The organism is Myroides sp. WP-1, from assembly GCF_014145635.1.
Lineage (GTDB): Bacteria > Bacteroidota > Bacteroidia > Flavobacteriales > Flavobacteriaceae > Flavobacterium.
In genome coordinates, this window is sequence record NZ_JACHTC010000013.1 from 17,276 (window position 1) to 36,560 (window position 19,285).

The window sequence follows — 19,285 nt, forward strand, 5'->3', positions numbered from 1 at the left end:
TAACGCTCGACACTGTGAGTATCTATAAAAAAATTTTTCAACAAACAGCAATCTATGGTTTAGCTGCTGTTTTCCCAAAAGTAATTGGTTTCTTTTTAGTTCCGTTTCACACGGATCTGATGAAAAATGATGCTTATGGAGAGTATAGCGTAATTTTTTCCATTATGATGTTATTAAACGTCATTTTATCCTTCGGAATGGAAACAGCGTTCTTTCGTTTTTACAACGCTCGCGAAAACAAACAAGAGGTAATCACTAACAGCATGTTGTTTTTAACTGGAACAACACTTGTCTTTGGTGTTCTTGGTTTTGCTTTTGTTGATTTTTGGTCTACGGTACTACACATTCCAACCAATATTCTTTACTATGTATTGTGGATCTTGATTTTGGATGCTTTGGTTATTGTGCCTTTTGCAAAATTGAGAGCCGATCAACGCCCGATGTATTACAGTGCAATTCGAATCACAAATGTTTGTATTTATTCGGTACTCAATGTTTTATTCTTATACTTCTTGCCTTTATGGACAAAGCAAGCACCTTCTTCTTTCATTGCCTCTATCTATAGAGACAATTTTCAGGTAGAATATATTTTCATTGCTAACTTAATTGCAAGTGCGGCTACATTTCTGGTTTTTACCAAGAACTATGTCCAGCTAAATTTCAAGATCAACAAGGAGCTTTTACAGCACATGCTGCGTTACAGTTTTCCTGTAATGATTGCGGGACTGGCTTTTGCCATTAACGAAAGCTTTGATAAAATCTTACTACAACGTTTATTGCCTGCGGACATTGCTTCGGCCGAAGTTGGAAAATATGCAGCTTGTTATAAACTAGGTCTCTTCATGGTGTTGTTTAGACAAGCCTATACCTTGGGGATTGAACCTTTCTTTTTTAATTATGCCAAAAATGACGACGCCACGACCAAATATGCAACCGTAACCAAATACTTCATCTTAATGGGAAGTATGATTATGTTGGGTGTTGTTGTATTTGCTGATATTTTAAAGGTTTTATTTATCCGAAATGAAAGCTATTGGGATGCGATGATTGTCGTTCCCTTAATCATTTTAGCGAATTTATGTATGGGTATTTACACCAATTTATCCGTTTGGTATAAACTGCGAGACAAAACGAGTATGGGCGCTTATATCTCTATTTTTGGAGCTGTATTAACCCTAATCTTCAACTATGCGTTAATTCCAATTTGGGGGTATATGGGATCAGCAATAGCAACGTTACTCGCTTATGCTTCGATGATGTTGGTATCTTATGTATTAGGACAAAGATATTATCCTATTCCGTATGACAAAAAAGCCATTGGTATATACTTAGGATTATCCATTCTCTTATCCTATGTCTATTTTTATCACTTCAGAGAAAACTATCTCGTTGGTTTTGCTGCGCTTCTCCTATTTGGAGTCGTTGTTTACAGCCAAGAAAAAAAAACATTCAAACGAATGCTTAGAAAATAAAAAAGCCCTGCTCAATGCAGGGCTTTTCGTTTATACTTAATAGTGAATATTCTCTATATTTTTGTCTTTGCTGTACTTCAAGGTATAACTTACGCGTATCTTTTTCACTTCGTTCGGCTGCAAAGAGACATTCCAAGTAATTAACCCTTTCTCTGCTTCTGTTGTTCCTTTAGAAACTTCGTTTAGTATAACCTCAATCGAATTATCTGTACTCACAGGATATTGATCTTCGACTTGTACTGCTACCGTTTCTTTTTTGTTGTTTTTGATGCTAATTTCGTACGTAAACGTCTGTTCTTTTTTAGACGATAGCGTTTTCGTTCCCGATTTATCCGCAATTAAGGTACGGCTGATTGAAATATTAGGATCTTTACCTATGTTCAAACGCAATTTTTCTTCTGTATTTTCTGTTGACAAATACGTTTGACCGATGTTCATTCCATCGTAAATCACATTAGCTTGCCCAGATAATAAATTGTGTTTACCATAATCCTTAATTTCTGCTACTAAATACGCATTAGCATCTAATTTTGGAGCAGAATAAAACTTATAATCTCCATTGATATCAAAGGTATTCAGATCTACACTATGGCGTTTTCCATTGCTCAAAATCGAATACGGAATGGCAATATCAAAAGTTACATTTAATTCACTTTGATTCACCGTAGTATATTCAGCTAGGGTTTGTCTGTCTTCGTATGAAACCTCTTCAAAGGCAACCATATCATATGCATTAGATTCTACTGCCAAATCTTTTTCTGCAATTCGAGCAACAGCTCCTGTCATTTTACGTCTTGAATTTGTACTATATCCCGTATTGACAATCACTTCTTGAGGCGCTTCATACTGAACAAACCACGTATTCCAAGTAGGAAGGCTGTAGTTTTGGTTTAATTTACCTGAAGTTAAGCTCAAGCGCACATTGCGCCAATCAATTCCAGAGGTTTGAACCACCTGTGCTTTGTACATCATTTTAATTGGTGCGTTTATTTTATCAATGCGCAAATCATAAGAGGGTATCCATTGTGCGCGATTGGTTGCATAGTTGATTCGAAAAGGAATATTCCCTTCTTTAGCACTCATCACTTGTACTATCAACTTGCCTCGACTGCTTCGTTCTGACTTATCTCCACCTAATGTTAGTTGCCCCTTTAACGCATTCCATTTAGCTTCAATCACTTCTTTTTCTTTCTTTTTTAGATACATGGCATTTTGTACTTCCTGGCGTTTTTTTCCATAATACTCCACCCATTTGGTTACATCTGTAAAGCCAAAAGTCTGAAAGGTCTGACTAGTACTCGTGCGATCCAACAGATTAATCGTTTGTGTATCGGCATTAATCGCGTTGGTAATTTTTTCCAACTTCAACTCTGCTACAGCAATACTATCGCGCAAGGGTTTCATCAAGGGAGAGTTATTCACATTGTCGTACTCTTCAATATACGCATTAGAAAACTGCACCGACATTACGGTTACGTCATTAATGGAGCCGACTTTAATCGTATTTTCCATCAATTGATCTGAAACATTCGTAATTACAACTTCTGACAATCCTTTCGGCAAGGTCACTTGTGTATTCTGAGTCAATTCGGCTCCATCGTAATACACCCGTGCACTTTCTAAATTCGCTTTTGTATAGACCGGTTTTTGTGCCCACACAGCTACAGCACTCAAGGCCATAGCTAAAACAATTCCTTTTTTCATGCTACTTTTTTTTCAATTTTTATCCAAAGAGATGTTCTACTACATCTTCTATTTTTGTAACTAGAATGACTTTAATTCCCATTCCTGTATATGATATTTTATTGTATTTGGAAACGAGAATTTCTGAAAAGCCCAACTTCTCTGCTTCTTGTATGCGTTGATCTACGCGATTAATGGGTCTAATTTCTCCAGAGAGACCTACTTCACCAGCAAAAGTTACTCCTTTTTGGATGGAGATATCTTGATCTGAAGAAAGAATGGCAGCCACTACTCCCAAATCAATGGCAGGATCATCAACGGTAATTCCGCCCGTAATATTTAAGAAGACGTCTTTTTGTCCTAATCGAAAACCGGCTCTCTTCTCCAATACGGCCAACAACATATTCAATCGCTTCAAATTATAACCGGTAGCACTACGCTGCGGTGTTCCATAGACAGCAGTGCTAACTAAGGATTGCACTTCTACCATTAACGGACGCATTCCCTCTAAAGTTGCGGCAATAGCCGTTCCTGACAATTCTTCATCTTTATGGGAAATCAAAATCTCAGATGGATTGGAAACTTCGCGCAACCCACTGCCTTGCATCTCGTAAATCCCCAATTCTGCGGTAGATCCAAAGCGGTTTTTATTGGCGCGTAGAATACGATATACGTGATTGCGATCGCCTTCAAATTGCAAAACTGTATCTACCATATGCTCTAACATTTTCGGACCAGCGATGCTTCCATCCTTCGTGATGTGTCCGATAATTAATACGGGGGTTCCCGTTTCTTTGGCAAATTTCGTCAGCTCTGCCGTACACTCTTTAATCTGTGAAACCGTACCGGCAGAAGATTCGATGTAATCGGTATGGAGGGTTTGAATGGAATCAATAATCAACACATCAGGTTGAATTTCTTCAATCTGACGAAAAATATTTTGGGTATTGGTTTCCGTTAAGATATAACAATTTTCATTGTTGGGATTGATGCGTTCTGCACGCATTTTGATTTGCTTCTGACTTTCTTCTCCAGAAACATATAAAACTTTAAAAGGTAAACGCAACGATATTTGCAACAACAAGGTACTCTTTCCTATTCCGGGTTCTCCTCCTAGTAAAACCATAGAGCCTGGAACTAATCCCCCTCCTAACACGCGGTTCAACTCTCCATCCAAAGTATTCATTCGGATTTCTTCCGCACTGTCGATTTCTTTTACTTTTAGCGGTTTTGCTACGCGCTTGGAAGTTGAAGCACTCGAACTAACAGCCTTCCATGCCGTTTTTTCTTCTTTCTGAATCACTTCTTCTACCAAGGTATTCCACTCCTTACACGTCGGACATTGTCCCATCCATTTGGGAGTTTGAGATCCACAACTTTGACAGAAAAAAGCTGTTTTTACTTTTGCCATGCTTGCCTATACTTTTAGTTCTAAACTTCAAATTTACAACTAAAAGCTTACATATAGACGTCCTGTTTTTAGGTATATCCTTGTTTTAGTTAAACTGATAAGTCTAGAATACACTGCTCCCTAATGGACCATAATTCCTTAAGACTATAAGGAATTTGATGAGTTTCTACTAACCAATTCTCAATAAACAATTGGTGTTTCCCAACTTTAACTTCTGTTATTTCATCCGGTTGAATTTCACACTCCTCCAACAAATCATCTTGAAAATCAGCTGCTGATGAATTTACCCTCGTAAAATCTAAGCGTTCTCCCTTATAACTTAAATACATATGAGCTTCAGGAATATAAGACAATTTATATTGAGTTAATGTTGAAGCAATTAAAGGGGTATTTATACTATTCATTTTAAATATTCCCATAATTAACTTAAGTTGGTCAAAATTTTGTTCAATAGCCAGCTGTTTTAGCACAGCATGCTTTGTACTACAAGTGCCTTTACCCTCATCAAAAACAGAAAGCAAGTCGTTTTTATTTGTATTTCTACCATAAGGAAGATGCTGAATAAAAGCTGCTGCTTCAAAAAATGTAAAAATAGCTCTTGCTAAAAACGCTTGTGAAATAGCACCTTGAGGTTGTATTTCAAAATCAAAAACTTCTTTCATATTCTTTATACTTATTGATGATTTTTAATCCAACCTTGAAATTGCTCTACATAGGTTTTGCCAACGGGAATAATTTGCTTGCCAATAAATAATCGATTGCGTTCAACAGTGTCAATTTGATCTAAGCGAACTGCATATGACTTGTGCACTCGCATAAAATCAGCGGCGGGTAATTTCTTTTCTATTTCAGCAAATGTATCAAGTATAATAAGGCGTTCATTCTTTAAATGTAAACACAAATAATCTTTTAATCCTTCGATAAACTGCAATTCTTTCAAGAATATTTTAATCAACTTCCCATCCGTTTTGACAAATAAAAAGTCTGATTCTCCACTTTCTTTTTGATCAAAAGTCACTGGAGATTGAGGTTGAAATTGTGTTTTAGCTTTTTGAACACTCTTGTAAAAACGATCAAACGATATCGGCTTTAATAAATAATCCAACACTTGATATTCATAACCTTTGAGTGCATATTCACTATAAGCAGATGTAATGATATACTTGGTTCTATCTCCTAGAATATCCATAATTTGCAAACCTGTAAGTTGGGGCATTTGAATATCGATAAACAACAAATCAATTGCTTCTACTGTCAGTATTTGCAAGGCTTCAACAGCAGAAGTAGAAGCTCCAACCAATTCCAATTGCGGAATGTTCTTGGTATATTCCGTCAATAGGGAAATAGCCATAGGTTCATCATCTAAAATAAAACAGCGGATGGGATTCATAGTTCAATCGTTAGTTTACAAAAATAAGTAGATTCTGTTTGTTGAATAGTTATTTGATGACGATTGGGGAAATACAACGCTAATCGCTTTTCTATGTTGGCGACCCCGATACCTTTTTGTTGGTCTTTTTGGTAGGTATTCACCGCATTTGTAGACTCAAAAACTAATGTATTTTTCTTTTGTACAATAGACAGTATATAAGGTTGATTAACGTCTGTGACTTTGCCATGCTTGAAGGCATTTTCAACAAAGGGCAACAGTAAGAGCGGTGGAATTTGAGTCAAAGGTTGTTCTACATCCTTGTTGAACACGATATGTTTTTGCCCTTCAATACGCATACACTCCAATTCAATATAACTCTCAATGTACGCAATTTCTGCTGATAAAGCAACTGTTTTCTCCTGGCTATCATAGGTCACATAACGCATCAACTGACTCAATTTCTCAATAGCAGGAAGAGCTAAATCCGATTTCTGATAGACCAAATAATAGATATTGTTCATGGTATTAAAGATAAAATGCGGATTAACTTGTGACTTCAAAAAGTTTATCTCCGCTTCTGTCTTCAAGGCTATGACTTCTGTTTTTTCCTTTTGTGATTGAACAAAATGTACAATAAACCAAATGGTTATAGAGGGAATTATGCTCAAACTAGCAAAATACAAATTGTCAAAAATGTAAAACGAGGTAGGCAAAATGGGATTATAATTAGTAAAGCCATACAACACATTCAACAAATACTCCTCTACGAAGTAACGCAATCCTATAAAAATAGCAAAAATCAAGAGTACCCCGAAGAGAATTCGACCGAACTTTTTTGAGCCAATAAACGTAGGAATGACATAAAAGTAATTGAGGTAAAACACAACCATACTTAGTCCTGCAAACACAAAGGTATAGAAGCGGAACACCTTTTTTTCTGCTGCTTCTCCCCAAAACGTCAATTCAAATTGTAAATTATCGTAATTAAAATACATGGAACTGCGGATGATGAAGACCACCCAAAAAAGGATGTGAATAATAATAATTTGCTTCTTTGTCATGATGATAGGATAAAATCTACCCTAAAGGTAGGAGTAAAAGCAATAGATAGAACTAAAATTCGACCAACGAATCAAAAACATCGATCAACTGTTGGTCGGAAAAAAAAAGTCGTTGGTCTAAAATAAAAATAGAACTATCGGCCTTTCACCATCTTTGTTTCAAACAAAACCAACATGAAATACACCCTTTTATTTTTCTTTTTTTCGCTATTAGCGACAAGTCAAACTGCTCAGTTATCTGGAATGATTTACGAAGGAGAGCATCCGACTGAATTTGCGGAAATACGCTTAATTCAAACGGATAACAATCAAAGTTACATCACCTACACCCAAGATCAAGGTACCTTTACCCTTGCTCTTCCCCTTGGTTCTTATCAATTTACGGTGTATCAATTCAACCAAGAAGTATATCAGACTACATTAGATGTACAACAAGACATGCACGTAGGTAAAATTTCCATTGCAACCACTCAGCTCTTAGGTGAGGTTCAAATTATCGCAGCTCAAAAGGTCATTGAGCGTAAGATCGACCGACTAGTCTTTAACCTAGACCGCACGGTTATAGGCACAGGTGGGAATGTGCTAGATGCCTTGAAAGCGACACCTAGCGTCCGCGTATCTCCGACGGGAATTCAAATCGTCGGAAAGAATCAGGTGTTGGTCCTCATCGATGATCGTCCTACGTACTTGTCAGGAGATGAGCTAATGCGTTACTTAGAAAGTATGAGTAGTTCAGACATCAAGAGCATTGAAGTTATTACCACACCCCCTGCCAAATACGAAGCAGAGGGAAATAGCGGTATTCTAAATATCGTAACCAAAAAGAATCGAATAGACACTTGGAATGCCCTTGTCGGAACTACCTATCAACGCAGTCAACGCAACACTATGCGTTATAATGGTGGCCTGAATTGGAATCAAAACGGATGGAATCTAAAATCTAACATCAACTTCGGAGATGCTCGATTTTTACGCAAATGGAGTAACGACTTATATTATCCAAATGAAATTTGGGAGAGCAGAAGTACAACAGATGGAAGAAACAACTACTACAACCTCAATTTAGCCTTATCTTATCAATTGACTTCTCGATGGGAAATGGGAATAAAATTGGCCAAAAACAACTACAATTTCAGAGGTCCTATGAAGGGAAAAACCACGCGATTGATTGAAGGTACTATTGATTCGTTTATCACAGAAGACGACAGACAACAATCAAAATCCAATCGGGTCATTTTATCGTATTTTAGCGAAATTAAACTAGACACTTTAGGCAAAAAGATTTCTTTCGACTTCGATTACATCAACAGCAATCAGCCCAGTTATCGAACGTTTACCTCAGAAACTTTAGATCCAAAAGGTTTCCCCCTAGCTGATCACCTGCTCCAAGGAGGAAATGACAACCAAAATGACATCGACAATTATGTGGGTAAACTGGATATTGATCTTCCTTTTTCGACGATCAACTTAAATTTCGGAGCTAAAATATCTGCCTCAAGAACTCAAAATAAGCTTTTGATCTACAGTGGAGAAAACCACGCGGTACAACACAATAACTTTGATTACAAAGAAAACAACCAAGCCTTTTATGCTTCGGCCAACAAAACGTGGATGGATCAATTAACCGCACAAGTAGGGTTGCGATTAGAAGCCACTCAGACTAAAGGCTATGCTTCGGCAGTGGATCAAACAAACCGAAACAACGAGGTAAAACTCTTTCCGACGGTTTATGTAAACTACGTACCCAATGAAACACACAGCATCGGATTCAACTATTCTACGCGCATCAATCGTCCTAGTTTTGAAAGTTTAAACCCTACGAGATCCACGTACAATGCATACAGCTATCACGAAGGAAATCCCTTTTTAAAACCGGCATACACTACCAATTTAGAATTAATTTATACCTACAAAAAATTAGAGAGCAAAGTGTTTTACAGCCATTTAAAAGACGGTATTTCGCAGGTATCACAACTTGATTCAGAAACCAAACACTACAACTATATTTGGATGAATTATATACAAATGAGTACAATTGGATTTAGTGAGAGTATATATTTCAAACCAGTGCCTTGGTGGACGAGTTCAAATGAATTGACAGCCACATATTCTTCAGCAACGCCTATTTTAGAAAATGAACAACGCGTCAAAGGAACGGCAATCTACTTTTCAACTGCCAATGACTTTACATTAAACAAGGATCAGTCTCTATTTTTAGGAGTTAATTATGCACACAGTTTTAGCGGAGTATCAGAAAATTTCCACTCAAAAGCCTATGCCGACTTGAGTTTAGCGATAAAGTATTTAGCCTGGAGTAAAAAAATCGAACTATCCTTACAGGCGAGTAACGTTTTGAATAGCACCTATACAACGTACAAAGAAACAACAACGGCAAAACAGCAATTTCAAAACGATTGGGACAATCATACCTTGCGTTTTAGTGCGAGTTATAAATTTGGCAATAGCAGTTTAAAAACGAAGCAACGTTCAAGTGCAAACCAAGAAGAACTCAACCGAATGTAAAACTAGCGTTCTCTTGTGTGATAGAGAGGTAATAAGAAAAAAGACAGCGCACCTAAAACCACTACAATAGCGGTTTGTGTAGTCCACAAAATCCAACCAAAGGCGGTACCTGCAACAGAAGAAACCTGGTATAACAGCAGTATCTCTGCTAAAATAAGAGGAAAAGCACCAAAGCCGCCATTGGTAAAGGAAACAGCAAAACTCCCTGCCACAAAAGCAGACATAATCATAGGAAAAGTCAGCTCACTTGTTTCGGCTAAGGCCAATGTTCCAAAATAAAAAGTAGCGATATAGCCCAACCAAATTACAAGGGTATAGCCCAAAAACTCAAGCTTTGCTGGCATTTTAAAGATACTATTCACACCTTCTACCAACCCTTTCAATTTTTGCTTAACAAAGACGATCGGCTTCCAAGTCACATAGAGGAAAACCACAATCATTCCGATCAAGCCAAGCACGGCAAAAAGACCCAACCAAGCCAATTGCTCTACAGGTACATAGCGCAACAAGAAATCCTTTAGCACATCATACTGTAAAATAAGAGCTGTAAAAACGCAAAGTAACAAACAAACTAAGTCGATTACTCGTTCTGAGACTATACTGCCAAAACTCTTGTCAAAGGGAATTTGTTGATATTTTTGCAACACCAAAGCACGAGACACTTCTCCAGACCTAGGGACCGTTAAATTCATAAGGTAACCAATGTTGATTGCCATAAAATTAGTCCATGTAGAAGCGGGATATCCCATGTAATTTATGGCATATTTCCAGCGATATGCCCGAGCCCAAAGGCTGATAATAGAAAAGACTGAAGCAATGATGATATAGCTGTAATTAGCATCTTTAAAATGCATCACCATTTCTTCAATCTGTTCTGTTGTAAATTTAGCAAAAGCGTAATAAACTAAAAAAACTCCCAACGCAAGTGGGAGTATGATCGATATTAATTTATTAACGGTTTTCTTCAATCTATTGAATTAGGTTAAGCTATTGTTTTCTTCATTGGGAAAAACAATAGAAGGTCTAAATGACTTCGCTTCTTCAAAATCTAGTATTCCATAAGAAATAATGATAACGATATCTCCTTTGTGCACCTTGCGTGCTGCTGGTCCGTTTAAGGTAATTTCACCACTGTTTCTTGGACCTGGAATCGCATAAGTTTCAAAACGTTCTCCATTGTTGATATTCACAATAGAAACTTTTTCACCTTCAATCATATTAGCAGCCTCCAATAAAGCTTCGTCTATGGTAATACTTCCAATATAATGTAAATCGGCACCCGTAACGGTTACACGATGAATTTTTGATTTTACTACTTCAACTTGCATTTTGCGATAGTTTAATTAAAAGATAAATTGTCAATTAATCGAACACCTTCAATATGCGCAACAAGAAAACCTCTATACTTGTGTCCTGCTTCTTTGGTCGTTGCAGTTTTTAACGTCTCCTCGTCGGCAATTGTAAAATATTCGAGGTCAAAGGTAGAATTATTTTTAAATTGAGACTCAACAAATTGATTAACTTTTTCAATCTCTTGTGTTTTAAACAATTCATTTGCTTGTTGTAAAACTTGATATAAAAACGTTGATTGTGTTAAGCCATCAGCTGAAATTCGCTCATTTCTTGAACTCATTGCCAGTCCATCTGCCGCTCTAAAAATGGGAACACCCACAATTGTAACCGATAAATGTTCTTTTTCAACTAATTTTCGAATGATCTGAAGTTGTTGAAAATCTTTCTCTCCAAAGTATGCTTTGGTTGGTTCGACCAATTCAAATAACTTCTTAACAATCGTACCTACTCCATCAAAATGACCAGGACGTTGAGCCCCCTCCATTTCAAATTCTAATCCGTCATAATCAAACTTTTTCGCTACGGTTTCACCTGCATAAATTTCTTCAACTGAAGGAGAAAAAACAACTATCTGATCTGATAATGAGCGGATAATAGCTAAATCTCGTTCTAAAGTACGAGGATATTTAGCCAAATCTTCCGCATTATTAAACTGCGTAGGGTTGACAAAAATACTCACCACAGTACACCCATTTTCCGCTAAGGATTGTTCCATCAAAGAAAGGTGACCCCTGTGTATTGCTCCCATTGTAGGGACTAAACCAATAGTTTGGTTTGTCTTGTGAAAAGTCTCTAAATAAGCTTGTAATTCGACTTTTGTATGAAAAAGAAACATCTACTTCGTGTTTTAAATAATGGCAAAATTAGTTAATTCGAGAAATAACTCCATAAAATTTCGTAAATTTGCAAAGTTTTATTTATTTCAACAGAAACTATTTTTGAAGATGAAAGATAAGAGGATATTGTACGTATCATCTGAAGTGGTACCCTATTTAGCAGAAAATGAAGTCTCATTAATGTCTTATGATGCGCCTAAAATGATTAATGAACAAGGAGGGCAAATAAGAATTTTTATGCCGAAATACGGTAGCATCAATGAAAGAAGACACCAATTACACGAAGTAATCCGCCTATCAGGGATGAATCTCGTTGTGAATGATATGGATATGCCTTTAATAATCAAAGTGGCTTCAATTCCCAAAGAGAGGATTCAGGTTTACTTCATTGACAATGATGAATACTTTAAAAGAAAGTCAACGTTTTCTGACGAAGACGGTGTGCTATACCCAGATAATGATGAAAGAGCTATTTTCTTTACCAAAGGTGTAATTGAAACGATTAAAAAATTAAACTGGGTACCTGATATCATCCACGTACAAGGTTGGATGGCTTCTTTACTACCTACGTATTTAAAGAATTACTATAAAGACGAGGCTATTTTTGCAGATACAAAAATCGTTACGTCTATTTTTGATGAAGGTTTTGAAGGAACATTGAGTGATTCAATGCACACCAAAGTGGCTTTTGACAATCTCCCTAAAGAGGATGTTGCTGACTTTGAAAAAGCAACTTATCACAACATAATGGTTAATGCGGTTAAGAATTCGGATGGTGTGATCTTAGCGTCTGAGAACACCCCAACAGATTTAACAAAATATATAGAATCTTCTAATAAACCTTTCTTACCTTACGCTACTAAAGAAGAATTTGCTGAGGCATATACTACTTTTTACAATCAATTTTTATAATACTAACGCATATATCGATTTAGTGGATGAATTACAAAGGCATCATAAAAACATTAGCAATCCTAGCTGGCGTGGCTAGTTTACAATCATGTGACAAAGATTTTAGTGAAGTTGGAGGTGAAATTATTGGAGATAACAACTTAAATATTGACACGTATCAAGTAAGTGATCTTACAGCCTATACCCAACCTTATGGTGCTTTGGCTACCAAAAACTTAGCCAACATGCCGTTTGGCTCTCTTGACAATGGCGAATTTGGAAGAACAAACAGCAGCTTTGTAACACAAGTACTGTCTTCTTCTACGACTTTTACCATGATGAAACCAAATGCAGTGATCGATTCTGCTTATGTATATATTCCGTACTATTCACAGTATGACAAAGTAGAGAACGAAGTTACGTTGTACAAATTATTAAACGTTACGGGAGATGGTACATTCAATCTTGAAGTATATGAAAATGGATACTTCTTGCAAGATGTTAATCCAGGTACAGGAAAAACGTTAGACTATTTTTCGGATGCTTCTGCTCAATACGAGCAATACAAAAATCCGAAGTTACTTAATGACTCTCCTAACGTAAAACAAAATAAGTCTTTTGAGTTTACCAAACAAAACATCATCATTTATAAATACGATGACCAAGGTAATATAGTGAAAGACGAAACTACAGGAAAGCCCGTTGAAAAAGAAAAAATGGCTCCAGGATTATGGTTAGACTTAAACAAAGAGCATTTTCAAAAATTTGCTACTAGTACCTTTAATCTAAACGACCAATCCCAGTTCAAAAACTTCTTTAGAGGATTGTACTTCAAAGCTACTGGTAATTCTAGCACAGGAGCTTTAGGACTATTGAATATTGGACAAGGTAAATTAGTACTTAAATACCACCAAGAAGTAGAAGAAGTAAATGACGAAGGCCAAACCATCAAGAAAAAACAACACTTAACGGCTACTCTTCCGTTTTCTAAGAATGCAGATTCTGACAATACGAATGCTTACGGAGAGAACCTAAATGTTAGTTTAAACACAACAGAAGGAAATAAGCACACCGCTTTAGGAAATAAAAAAGATGGTGATGCGATGCTGTACGTGAAAGGTGGTGAAGGAAATGTTGCGGTTATTGACTTATTCAACAAGAACGATTTTGAAGAGCTTAAAAAGCTAAAAGAAATGAACGTATTGATCAATGATGCTATCTTAACAGTACACGTTGACGAAACAGCAATGAATAAGAATCAAATTCCGGAGCGCCTATATCTGTATAATTACGATAACGGAACACCGATATCGGATTTCTTAAATGACAATTCGGCTAACGCTTCTTACAGTAAATTACTATTTGGAGGTATTTATCAAGCGGCGAATGAAGAGTCAAAAATAAAAGGAAACACTTACAAATTCAGAATAACAGAATACATTCGTGCGATTCTAAAAAACAAAGAATTAAAAAGTCCTAAGTTAGCCATCGCTGCGACATTCAATTACAACGAAGCCCTTACTAACACAGTAGCTAAAGGTATTAATAGTAAATTGAAAACAGAAATAGAAAACACACCTGAAAACGTAACTTATGTACCCTCATTATCGGCTATGCAGCCTTTAGGTACAGTAATTTACGGAACAAATACTACCTCTAGCAAAAAAATGACACTACAAATATTTTATACTAAAACTAAAAACTAATTATTTATGTGTGGAATCGTTGGATACATAGGTCATAGAGATGCATATCCGGTAATCATCAAGGGGCTAACTCGCTTAGAATACCGTGGGTATGACAGTGCAGGCTTAGCTGTTTTTGATGGAGAAACGATCAATCTTTGCAAAACGAAAGGGAAAGTTGCTGATTTAGAAGCGAAAGCTACGGCAGCAATCAAAAAAGGTACGATAGGAATTGGCCACACACGTTGGGCTACTCATGGAGTACCAAATGACGTAAACTCTCACCCTCATTTTTCGAATTCAGGTGAATTAGTCATTATACACAACGGAATCATTGAAAACTATGATTCACTAAAACAAGAACTAATTAAGCGTGGGTATACTTTTCAGTCAGACACAGACACAGAAGTATTAATCAACCTAATCGAAGACGTTCAAAAAACGCAAAAGGTAAAATTAGGAAAAGCAGTACAAATTGCCCTAAATCAAGTTATTGGAGCTTATGCGATTGCCGTAATGGACATCAAAAAGCCCAATGAAATTGTAGCTGCACGTTTAGGTAGCCCTTTAGCAATAGGAATTGGTGAAAACGAATATTTTATTACTTCTGACGCCTCTCCTTTTATCGAGTATACAAACAATGCCATTTATTTAGAAGATGAAGAAATGGCTATTATTCGCTTACACAAACCTTTAAATATCCGCAAAATCAAAGATGATTCTTTGGTAAATCACTATGCTCAAGAGTTGCAATTAAACTTAGAGCAAATTGAAAAAAACGGATATGATCACTTCATGCTAAAAGAGATTTACGAGCAACCAGACGTAATTCGCGATACATTTAGAGGTCGCTTATTAGCAGATCAAGGGTTAATCAAAATGGCAGGTATCGAAGATAATCTTGATAAATTCCTCAATGCAAAACGAATCATTATTGCTGCATGTGGAACATCTTGGCATGCTGCTTTAGTAGCAGAATACATTATCGAAGAATTTGCAAGAATACCTGTTGAAGTAGAATACGCGTCTGAGTTCAGATACAGAAATCCAATCATCAATGGTGATGACGTGATTATCGCAATCTCTCAATCAGGAGAAACTGCAGATACTTTAGCCGCAATTAAATTAGCAAAAACGAAAGGTGCGTTTGTATTTGGTGTTTGCAACGTAGTTGGTTCTTCAATTTCAAGAGAAACACATGCGGGAGCATATACACATGCTGGTCCGGAAATCGGAGTTGCTTCAACAAAAGCTTTTACCACGCAAATTACGGTACTTACATTAATTGCCTTGCGTTTGGCTAAATCCAAAGGTTCGCTTTCAAACTCGGAATATTTAAAATACTTACACGAGTTAGAATTAATTCCAGAACGCGTAAAAGAAGCGTTAGCGCAAAACGAACAAGTTTTGAAGATTGCCGAAGTATATAAAGACGCCACAAACTGTCTATATTTAGGACGAGGATACAACTATCCTGTTGCCTTAGAAGGTGCTTTAAAACTAAAAGAAATATCGTATATCCATGCAGAAGGTTATCCAGCTGCAGAGATGAAACACGGACCGATTGCTTTAATTGACGAACACATGCCTGTTATTGTCATTGCACCGGATCAAATGCACTACGACAAAGTAGTAAGTAACATCCAAGAGATCAAAGCTAGAAGCGGAAAAATCATTGCAGTTGTTACAAAAGGAGACAAACAAGTAAGGGAATTAGCGGATCACGTAATTGAAGTGCCTGGCATTTCTGAGGAGTTAACTCCGATTTTAACGACAATTCCACTACAACTATTGTCTTACCACATAGCAGTTTTAAGAGATTGTAACGTAGACCAGCCTCGTAATTTAGCGAAGTCGGTAACGGTTGAATAAACACAAAATGCGACCCCATTTAGGGCTCGCATTTTTTTATATATAAATAAATTTTTAATCATTTTCATATTAAGAGAAAAAAACTATCTTTGCACTCTGAAAAAGTAGTTTTTTTCATTAAACGTAAATAGCTGTTAAATAAATACATAAGCAATGTCTAAAGTTACAGGAAAAGTTGCGCAAGTTATCGGACCAGTAGTTGACGTAGTCTTCAACACTGAGAACGCCGAACTTCCAAAAATTTATGATTCATTAGAAATCACTAAACCAGATGGTTCTAAATTAGTACTTGAAGTACAATCACACATTGGAGAAGATACAGTTCGTACAATTTCAATGGACTCAACAGACGGATTAAGTAGAGGTTACGCAGTAGCTGCTACAGGATCTCCTATCCAAGTTCCAATCGGAAAAGAGGTATTTGGTAGATTGTTTAATGTTGTTGGAGACGCTATTGATGGGCTTGGGAATTTACCAAAAGAAGGAACTAGCGGATTACCAATCCACAGACCTGCACCAAAATTCGAAGACTTATCTACATCTACAGAAGTATTATTCACTGGAATTAAAGTAATCGACTTAATTGAGCCTTATGCAAAAGGAGGTAAAATTGGATTATTCGGTGGTGCTGGAGTAGGTAAAACAGTATTGATTCAGGAGTTAATTAACAATATCGCAAAAGGTCACGGTGGTCTTTCTGTATTCGCAGGAGTTGGAGAGCGTACACGTGAAGGAAACGACTTACTTCGCGAGATGTTAGAGTCAGGTATTATCAAATACGGTGATGACTTTATGCACTCTATGGAAAATGGAGGTTGGGACTTATCAAAAGTTGACAGAAGCGGAATGTTAGATTCAAAAGCTACATTCGTATTCGGACAGATGAATGAGCCACCAGGAGCACGTGCACGTGTTGCTTTATCAGGATTAACAATTGCTGAGTTCTTCCGTGATGGTGCTGGAGACGACCAAGGAAAAGACGTACTTTTCTTCGTTGACAACATCTTCCGTTTTACACAAGCAGGATCTGAGGTATCTGCCTTATTAGGACGTATGCCATCAGCAGTAGGATACCAACCGACATTAGCAACTGAAATGGGTGCAATGCAAGAGCGTATTACATCTACAACAAAAGGATCAATTACTTCAGTACAGGCGGTTTACGTTCCTGCGGATGACTTAACTGACCCGGCGCCAGCTACAACTTTCGCCCACTTAGATGCAACTACAGTATTGTCTCGTAAAATTGCTGAGTTAGGTATTTACCCTGCAGTAGATCCATTAGATTCTACTTCTCGTATCTTAACACCAGAAATTTTAGGTAAAGAGCACTATGCTTGTGCACAACGAGTAAAAGAAATCTTACAGAAATACAAAGAATTACAAGATATCATTGCAATCTTAGGTATGGAAGAGTTATCTGAAGAGGATAAATTAGCGGTACACAGAGCACGTCGTGTTCAACGTTTCTTATCTCAACCTTTCCACGTTGCAGAGCAATTTACAGGTATCCCAGGAGTTCTTGTAGATATTAAAGATACGATCAAAGGTTTCAATATGATTATTGATGGTGAATTAGACCATTTACCAGAAGCGGCTTTCAACTTGAAAGGTTCAATCGAAGAAGCGATTGCAGCTGGAGAGAAAATGCTTGCTGAAGTTTAATAATCACTTAAAACAGAACAATTATGAGATTAGAAATTGTATCACCTGAGGCTACCTTATTTGCTGGAGAAGTTACTTCTGTATCGGTTCCAGGTGTTAATGGTGAGTTTCAAATGTTAAACCATCACGCGGCTATTGTTTCTTTATTGACAAAGGGTAACGTGAAGTTTACAGGAACTAACATTTCTATTAAAGAGCCATTTAATTCAAAGTTCGTTAAAGTTAGCAACGATACTTACCATCTACCTATTAACATGGGTACTGTTGAATTAAGTGATAACAAGATTATTATCTTAGCTAATTAATTAGCTAACAACAGATACAAAAAAGCCCGATTCTATGAATCGGGCTTTTTTTATTGGATTAAATCAGTAGTATAACGCTGAAATAAAATCGATTCCTACCCAACAAGAACCGCTTAGTTTAATCGAGTATATCCTTAGATCTAGTTCAGTTAATAGGAATGCATAACTTTTACCCATAAAAAAAGCCTTACAAGAAATCTTGTAAGGCTTTTTTGCTCCCCCTCTTGGGCTCGAACCAAGGACCCTCTGATTAACAGTCAGATGCTCTAACCAACTGAGCTAAGGAGGAAGGTATTTTATACCTACCTAAAGGTTACACGTTTAAAGCTTTTGCTTTGCTCCCCCTCTTGGGCTCGAACCAAGGACCCTCTGATTAACAGTCAGATGCTCTAACCAACTGAGCTAAGGAGGAAGGTGTGTTACCTTTATTGCGATGCAAATATAGTGTGTTTTCTTCTTTTTGCAAATATTTTCAACAAAAAAACTCACTTTTTTCAGCTCTCACCTCGGAGTGTAGGCAATCCCAAACGATAACGAGTTGCTATCAAACGAATTACAAAAACAGAGGTTGCTGTAGAAATTTGTACAATAACGGGATCAAATCCGATTGCCTGAAGGATATAGTAGATACCAACCCCAAAAATACACGCTAAGGCGTACCATTCTTGTCTAAAAATAGCGGGAATCTCATTAATCAAGATATCGCGGATCATTCCTCCAACCACACCTGTAATCGTTGCCATGATAACCACTACCCAAAAAGGATAACCTAAGGCTAGTGTTTTTTCTGTTCCGACAACAACAAACAATCCCAATCCAATACTGTCAAACCACAGAAAAGTATTATTTAATCGAATTAATTTCTGAGGAAATATAATTACGAGCATCAAAGCGACAATCGTACACCAAACATAAACACTGGTCAACATCCAGAACGGCGTTACCCCCAACAACAAATCTCGAAGTGTACCTCCACCTGTAGCTGTTACAAACCCTACTACAAAAGCACCAAACCAATCCACACGTTTAGCCGAAGCTAAACGAATTCCGGATATAGCAAACGCAATGGTTCCAAAAAATTCAATCACGTCAACAAATTCAATTGCCAACCAAAATTTCGCAAAGGTGTCCATCAACTCATTCATAGACCAAACCG

Annotated in this window: 16 protein-coding genes and 2 tRNA genes; 7 read left to right on the forward strand and 11 right to left on the reverse strand. The window is 37.0% G+C overall.

From position 1 onward, the window contains the following. Window positions 1–14 precede the first annotated feature (14 nt). Complete coding sequence (locus H4K33_RS11830) at window positions 15–1,472, forward strand: oligosaccharide flippase family protein (RefSeq protein ID WP_182649204.1); 1,458 nt, start codon at window positions 15–17, stop codon at window positions 1,470–1,472. Window positions 1,473–1,508: 36 nt separating this feature from the next. Here H4K33_RS11830 and H4K33_RS11835 read toward each other — a convergent pair whose 3' ends face one another. The 5 genes from H4K33_RS11835 to H4K33_RS11855 form a co-directional block, all read right to left on the reverse strand. After that, complete coding sequence (locus H4K33_RS11835) at window positions 1,509–3,176, reverse strand: DUF4139 domain-containing protein (protein ID WP_182649206.1); 1,668 nt, start codon at window positions 3,174–3,176, stop codon at window positions 1,509–1,511. Between the two features lie 19 nt (window positions 3,177–3,195). Beyond that, window positions 3,196–4,566 (reverse strand): DNA repair protein RadA, encoded by a 1,371-nt coding sequence (gene radA, locus H4K33_RS11840; RefSeq protein ID WP_182649208.1) that lies wholly within the window; start codon window positions 4,564–4,566, stop codon window positions 3,196–3,198. Window positions 4,567–4,655: 89 nt separating this feature from the next. Beyond that, the gene (locus H4K33_RS11845; protein ID WP_182649210.1) at window positions 4,656–5,228 is read right to left on the reverse strand and encodes a hypothetical protein; all 573 of its coding nucleotides are present in this window, start codon (window positions 5,226–5,228) and stop codon (window positions 4,656–4,658) included. Between the two features lie 11 nt (window positions 5,229–5,239). Continuing rightward, window positions 5,240–5,956 carry a LytTR family DNA-binding domain-containing protein gene (locus tag H4K33_RS11850; protein ID WP_182649212.1) on the reverse strand — a complete coding sequence of 239 codons (717 nt, stop codon included), beginning with the start codon at window positions 5,954–5,956 and terminating at the stop codon, window positions 5,240–5,242. After that, window positions 5,953–6,999, reverse strand: a complete 1,047-nt coding sequence (locus H4K33_RS11855; RefSeq protein WP_182649214.1) for a sensor histidine kinase — start codon at window positions 6,997–6,999, stop codon at window positions 5,953–5,955. The genes H4K33_RS11850 and H4K33_RS11855 overlap by 4 nt, the downstream gene beginning before the upstream one ends. 174 nt (window positions 7,000–7,173) lie before the next feature. Between H4K33_RS11855 and H4K33_RS11860 the strand changes: the two genes are divergently transcribed. Then, window positions 7,174–9,522, forward strand: a complete 2,349-nt coding sequence (locus H4K33_RS11860) for a TonB-dependent receptor domain-containing protein (protein ID WP_182649216.1) — start codon at window positions 7,174–7,176, stop codon at window positions 9,520–9,522. A 2-nt stretch (window positions 9,523–9,524) separates the two neighbouring features. On the opposite strand, the gene H4K33_RS11865 is transcribed toward H4K33_RS11860, so the two are convergent. Genes H4K33_RS11865 through panC form a run of 3 tightly spaced genes read right to left on the reverse strand, consistent with a single transcriptional unit; the run spans window position 9,525 to window position 11,710 of the window. After that, window positions 9,525–10,490 (reverse strand): lysylphosphatidylglycerol synthase transmembrane domain-containing protein, encoded by a 966-nt coding sequence (locus tag H4K33_RS11865; RefSeq protein WP_182649218.1) that lies wholly within the window; start codon window positions 10,488–10,490, stop codon window positions 9,525–9,527. Between the two features lie 9 nt (window positions 10,491–10,499). After that, a complete protein-coding gene (gene panD, locus H4K33_RS11870) occupies window positions 10,500–10,850 on the reverse strand; it encodes an aspartate 1-decarboxylase (RefSeq protein WP_182649220.1) in 351 nt (116 codons plus the stop codon). Between the two features lie 11 nt (window positions 10,851–10,861). Next, window positions 10,862–11,710: a pantoate--beta-alanine ligase gene (panC, locus tag H4K33_RS11875; RefSeq protein ID WP_182649222.1), complete on the reverse strand. Its 849-nt coding sequence runs from the start codon at window positions 11,708–11,710 to the stop codon at window positions 10,862–10,864. Between the two features lie 109 nt (window positions 11,711–11,819). On the opposite strand from panC, the gene H4K33_RS11880 reads away from it, so the two are divergent. The 5 genes from H4K33_RS11880 to H4K33_RS11900 all read left to right on the forward strand — a co-directional run bounded on the left by H4K33_RS11880 (window position 11,820) and on the right by H4K33_RS11900 (window position 18,129). Continuing rightward, the gene (locus tag H4K33_RS11880; protein ID WP_182649224.1) at window positions 11,820–12,623 is read left to right on the forward strand and encodes a glycogen/starch synthase; all 804 of its coding nucleotides are present in this window, start codon (window positions 11,820–11,822) and stop codon (window positions 12,621–12,623) included. Window positions 12,624–12,649: 26 nt separating this feature from the next. After that, window positions 12,650–14,308, forward strand: coding sequence for a DUF4270 domain-containing protein (locus tag H4K33_RS11885; RefSeq protein ID WP_182649226.1), 1,659 nt, complete (start codon window positions 12,650–12,652; stop codon window positions 14,306–14,308). A gap of 6 nt (window positions 14,309–14,314) precedes the next feature. Further along, entirely contained in the window at window positions 14,315–16,159 is a 1,845-nt protein-coding gene (glmS, locus tag H4K33_RS11890) for a glutamine--fructose-6-phosphate transaminase (isomerizing) (RefSeq protein ID WP_182649228.1), read from the forward strand. A gap of 153 nt (window positions 16,160–16,312) precedes the next feature. Further along, complete coding sequence (gene atpD / locus H4K33_RS11895) at window positions 16,313–17,824, forward strand: F0F1 ATP synthase subunit beta (RefSeq protein ID WP_182649230.1); 1,512 nt, start codon at window positions 16,313–16,315, stop codon at window positions 17,822–17,824. 23 nt (window positions 17,825–17,847) lie between these two features. Then, window positions 17,848–18,129 carry a F0F1 ATP synthase subunit epsilon gene (locus tag H4K33_RS11900; RefSeq protein ID WP_182649232.1) on the forward strand — a complete coding sequence of 94 codons (282 nt, stop codon included), beginning with the start codon at window positions 17,848–17,850 and terminating at the stop codon, window positions 18,127–18,129. A 215-nt stretch (window positions 18,130–18,344) separates the two neighbouring features. On the opposite strand, the gene H4K33_RS11905 is transcribed toward H4K33_RS11900, so the two are convergent. The 3 genes from H4K33_RS11905 to H4K33_RS11915 all read right to left on the reverse strand — a co-directional run bounded on the left by H4K33_RS11905 (window position 18,345) and on the right by H4K33_RS11915 (window position 19,274). Beyond that, window positions 18,345–18,418 (reverse strand) — tRNA-Asn (locus H4K33_RS11905). 49 nt (window positions 18,419–18,467) lie between these two features. Then, window positions 18,468–18,541: transfer RNA gene (locus H4K33_RS11910), tRNA-Asn, on the reverse strand. An 82-nt stretch (window positions 18,542–18,623) separates the two neighbouring features. Next, the gene (locus H4K33_RS11915) at window positions 18,624–19,274 is read right to left on the reverse strand and encodes a trimeric intracellular cation channel family protein (RefSeq protein ID WP_182649234.1); all 651 of its coding nucleotides are present in this window, start codon (window positions 19,272–19,274) and stop codon (window positions 18,624–18,626) included. Window positions 19,275–19,285 lie beyond the last annotated feature (11 nt).

Excerpts from the sequence above, each read along its gene's own strand:
- H4K33_RS11835 (WP_182649206.1), bottom strand. The coding sequence starts at position 3,176 with ATGAAAAAAGGAATTGTTTTAGCTATGGCCTTGAGTGCTGTAGCTGTG.
- radA (WP_182649208.1), bottom strand. The coding sequence starts at position 4,566 with ATGGCAAAAGTAAAAACAGCTTTTTTCTGTCAAAGTTGTGGATCTCAA.
- H4K33_RS11845 (WP_182649210.1), bottom strand. The coding sequence starts at position 5,228 with ATGAAAGAAGTTTTTGATTTTGAAATACAACCTCAAGGTGCTATTTCA.
- H4K33_RS11850 (WP_182649212.1), bottom strand. The coding sequence starts at position 5,956 with ATGAATCCCATCCGCTGTTTTATTTTAGATGATGAACCTATGGCTATT.
- H4K33_RS11855 (WP_182649214.1), bottom strand. The coding sequence starts at position 6,999 with ATGACAAAGAAGCAAATTATTATTATTCACATCCTTTTTTGGGTGGTC.
- H4K33_RS11860 (WP_182649216.1), top strand. The coding sequence starts at position 7,174 with ATGAAATACACCCTTTTATTTTTCTTTTTTTCGCTATTAGCGACAAGT.
- panD (WP_182649220.1), bottom strand. The coding sequence starts at position 10,850 with ATGCAAGTTGAAGTAGTAAAATCAAAAATTCATCGTGTAACCGTTACG.
- panC (WP_182649222.1), bottom strand. The coding sequence starts at position 11,710 with ATGTTTCTTTTTCATACAAAAGTCGAATTACAAGCTTATTTAGAGACT.
- H4K33_RS11880 (WP_182649224.1), top strand. The coding sequence starts at position 11,820 with ATGAAAGATAAGAGGATATTGTACGTATCATCTGAAGTGGTACCCTAT.
- H4K33_RS11885 (WP_182649226.1), top strand. The coding sequence starts at position 12,650 with ATGAATTACAAAGGCATCATAAAAACATTAGCAATCCTAGCTGGCGTG.
- glmS (WP_182649228.1), top strand. The coding sequence starts at position 14,315 with ATGTGTGGAATCGTTGGATACATAGGTCATAGAGATGCATATCCGGTA.
- atpD (WP_182649230.1), top strand. The coding sequence starts at position 16,313 with ATGTCTAAAGTTACAGGAAAAGTTGCGCAAGTTATCGGACCAGTAGTT.
- H4K33_RS11900 (WP_182649232.1), top strand. The coding sequence starts at position 17,848 with ATGAGATTAGAAATTGTATCACCTGAGGCTACCTTATTTGCTGGAGAA.
- H4K33_RS11915 (WP_182649234.1), bottom strand. The coding sequence starts at position 19,274 with ATGAATGAGTTGATGGACACCTTTGCGAAATTTTGGTTGGCAATTGAA.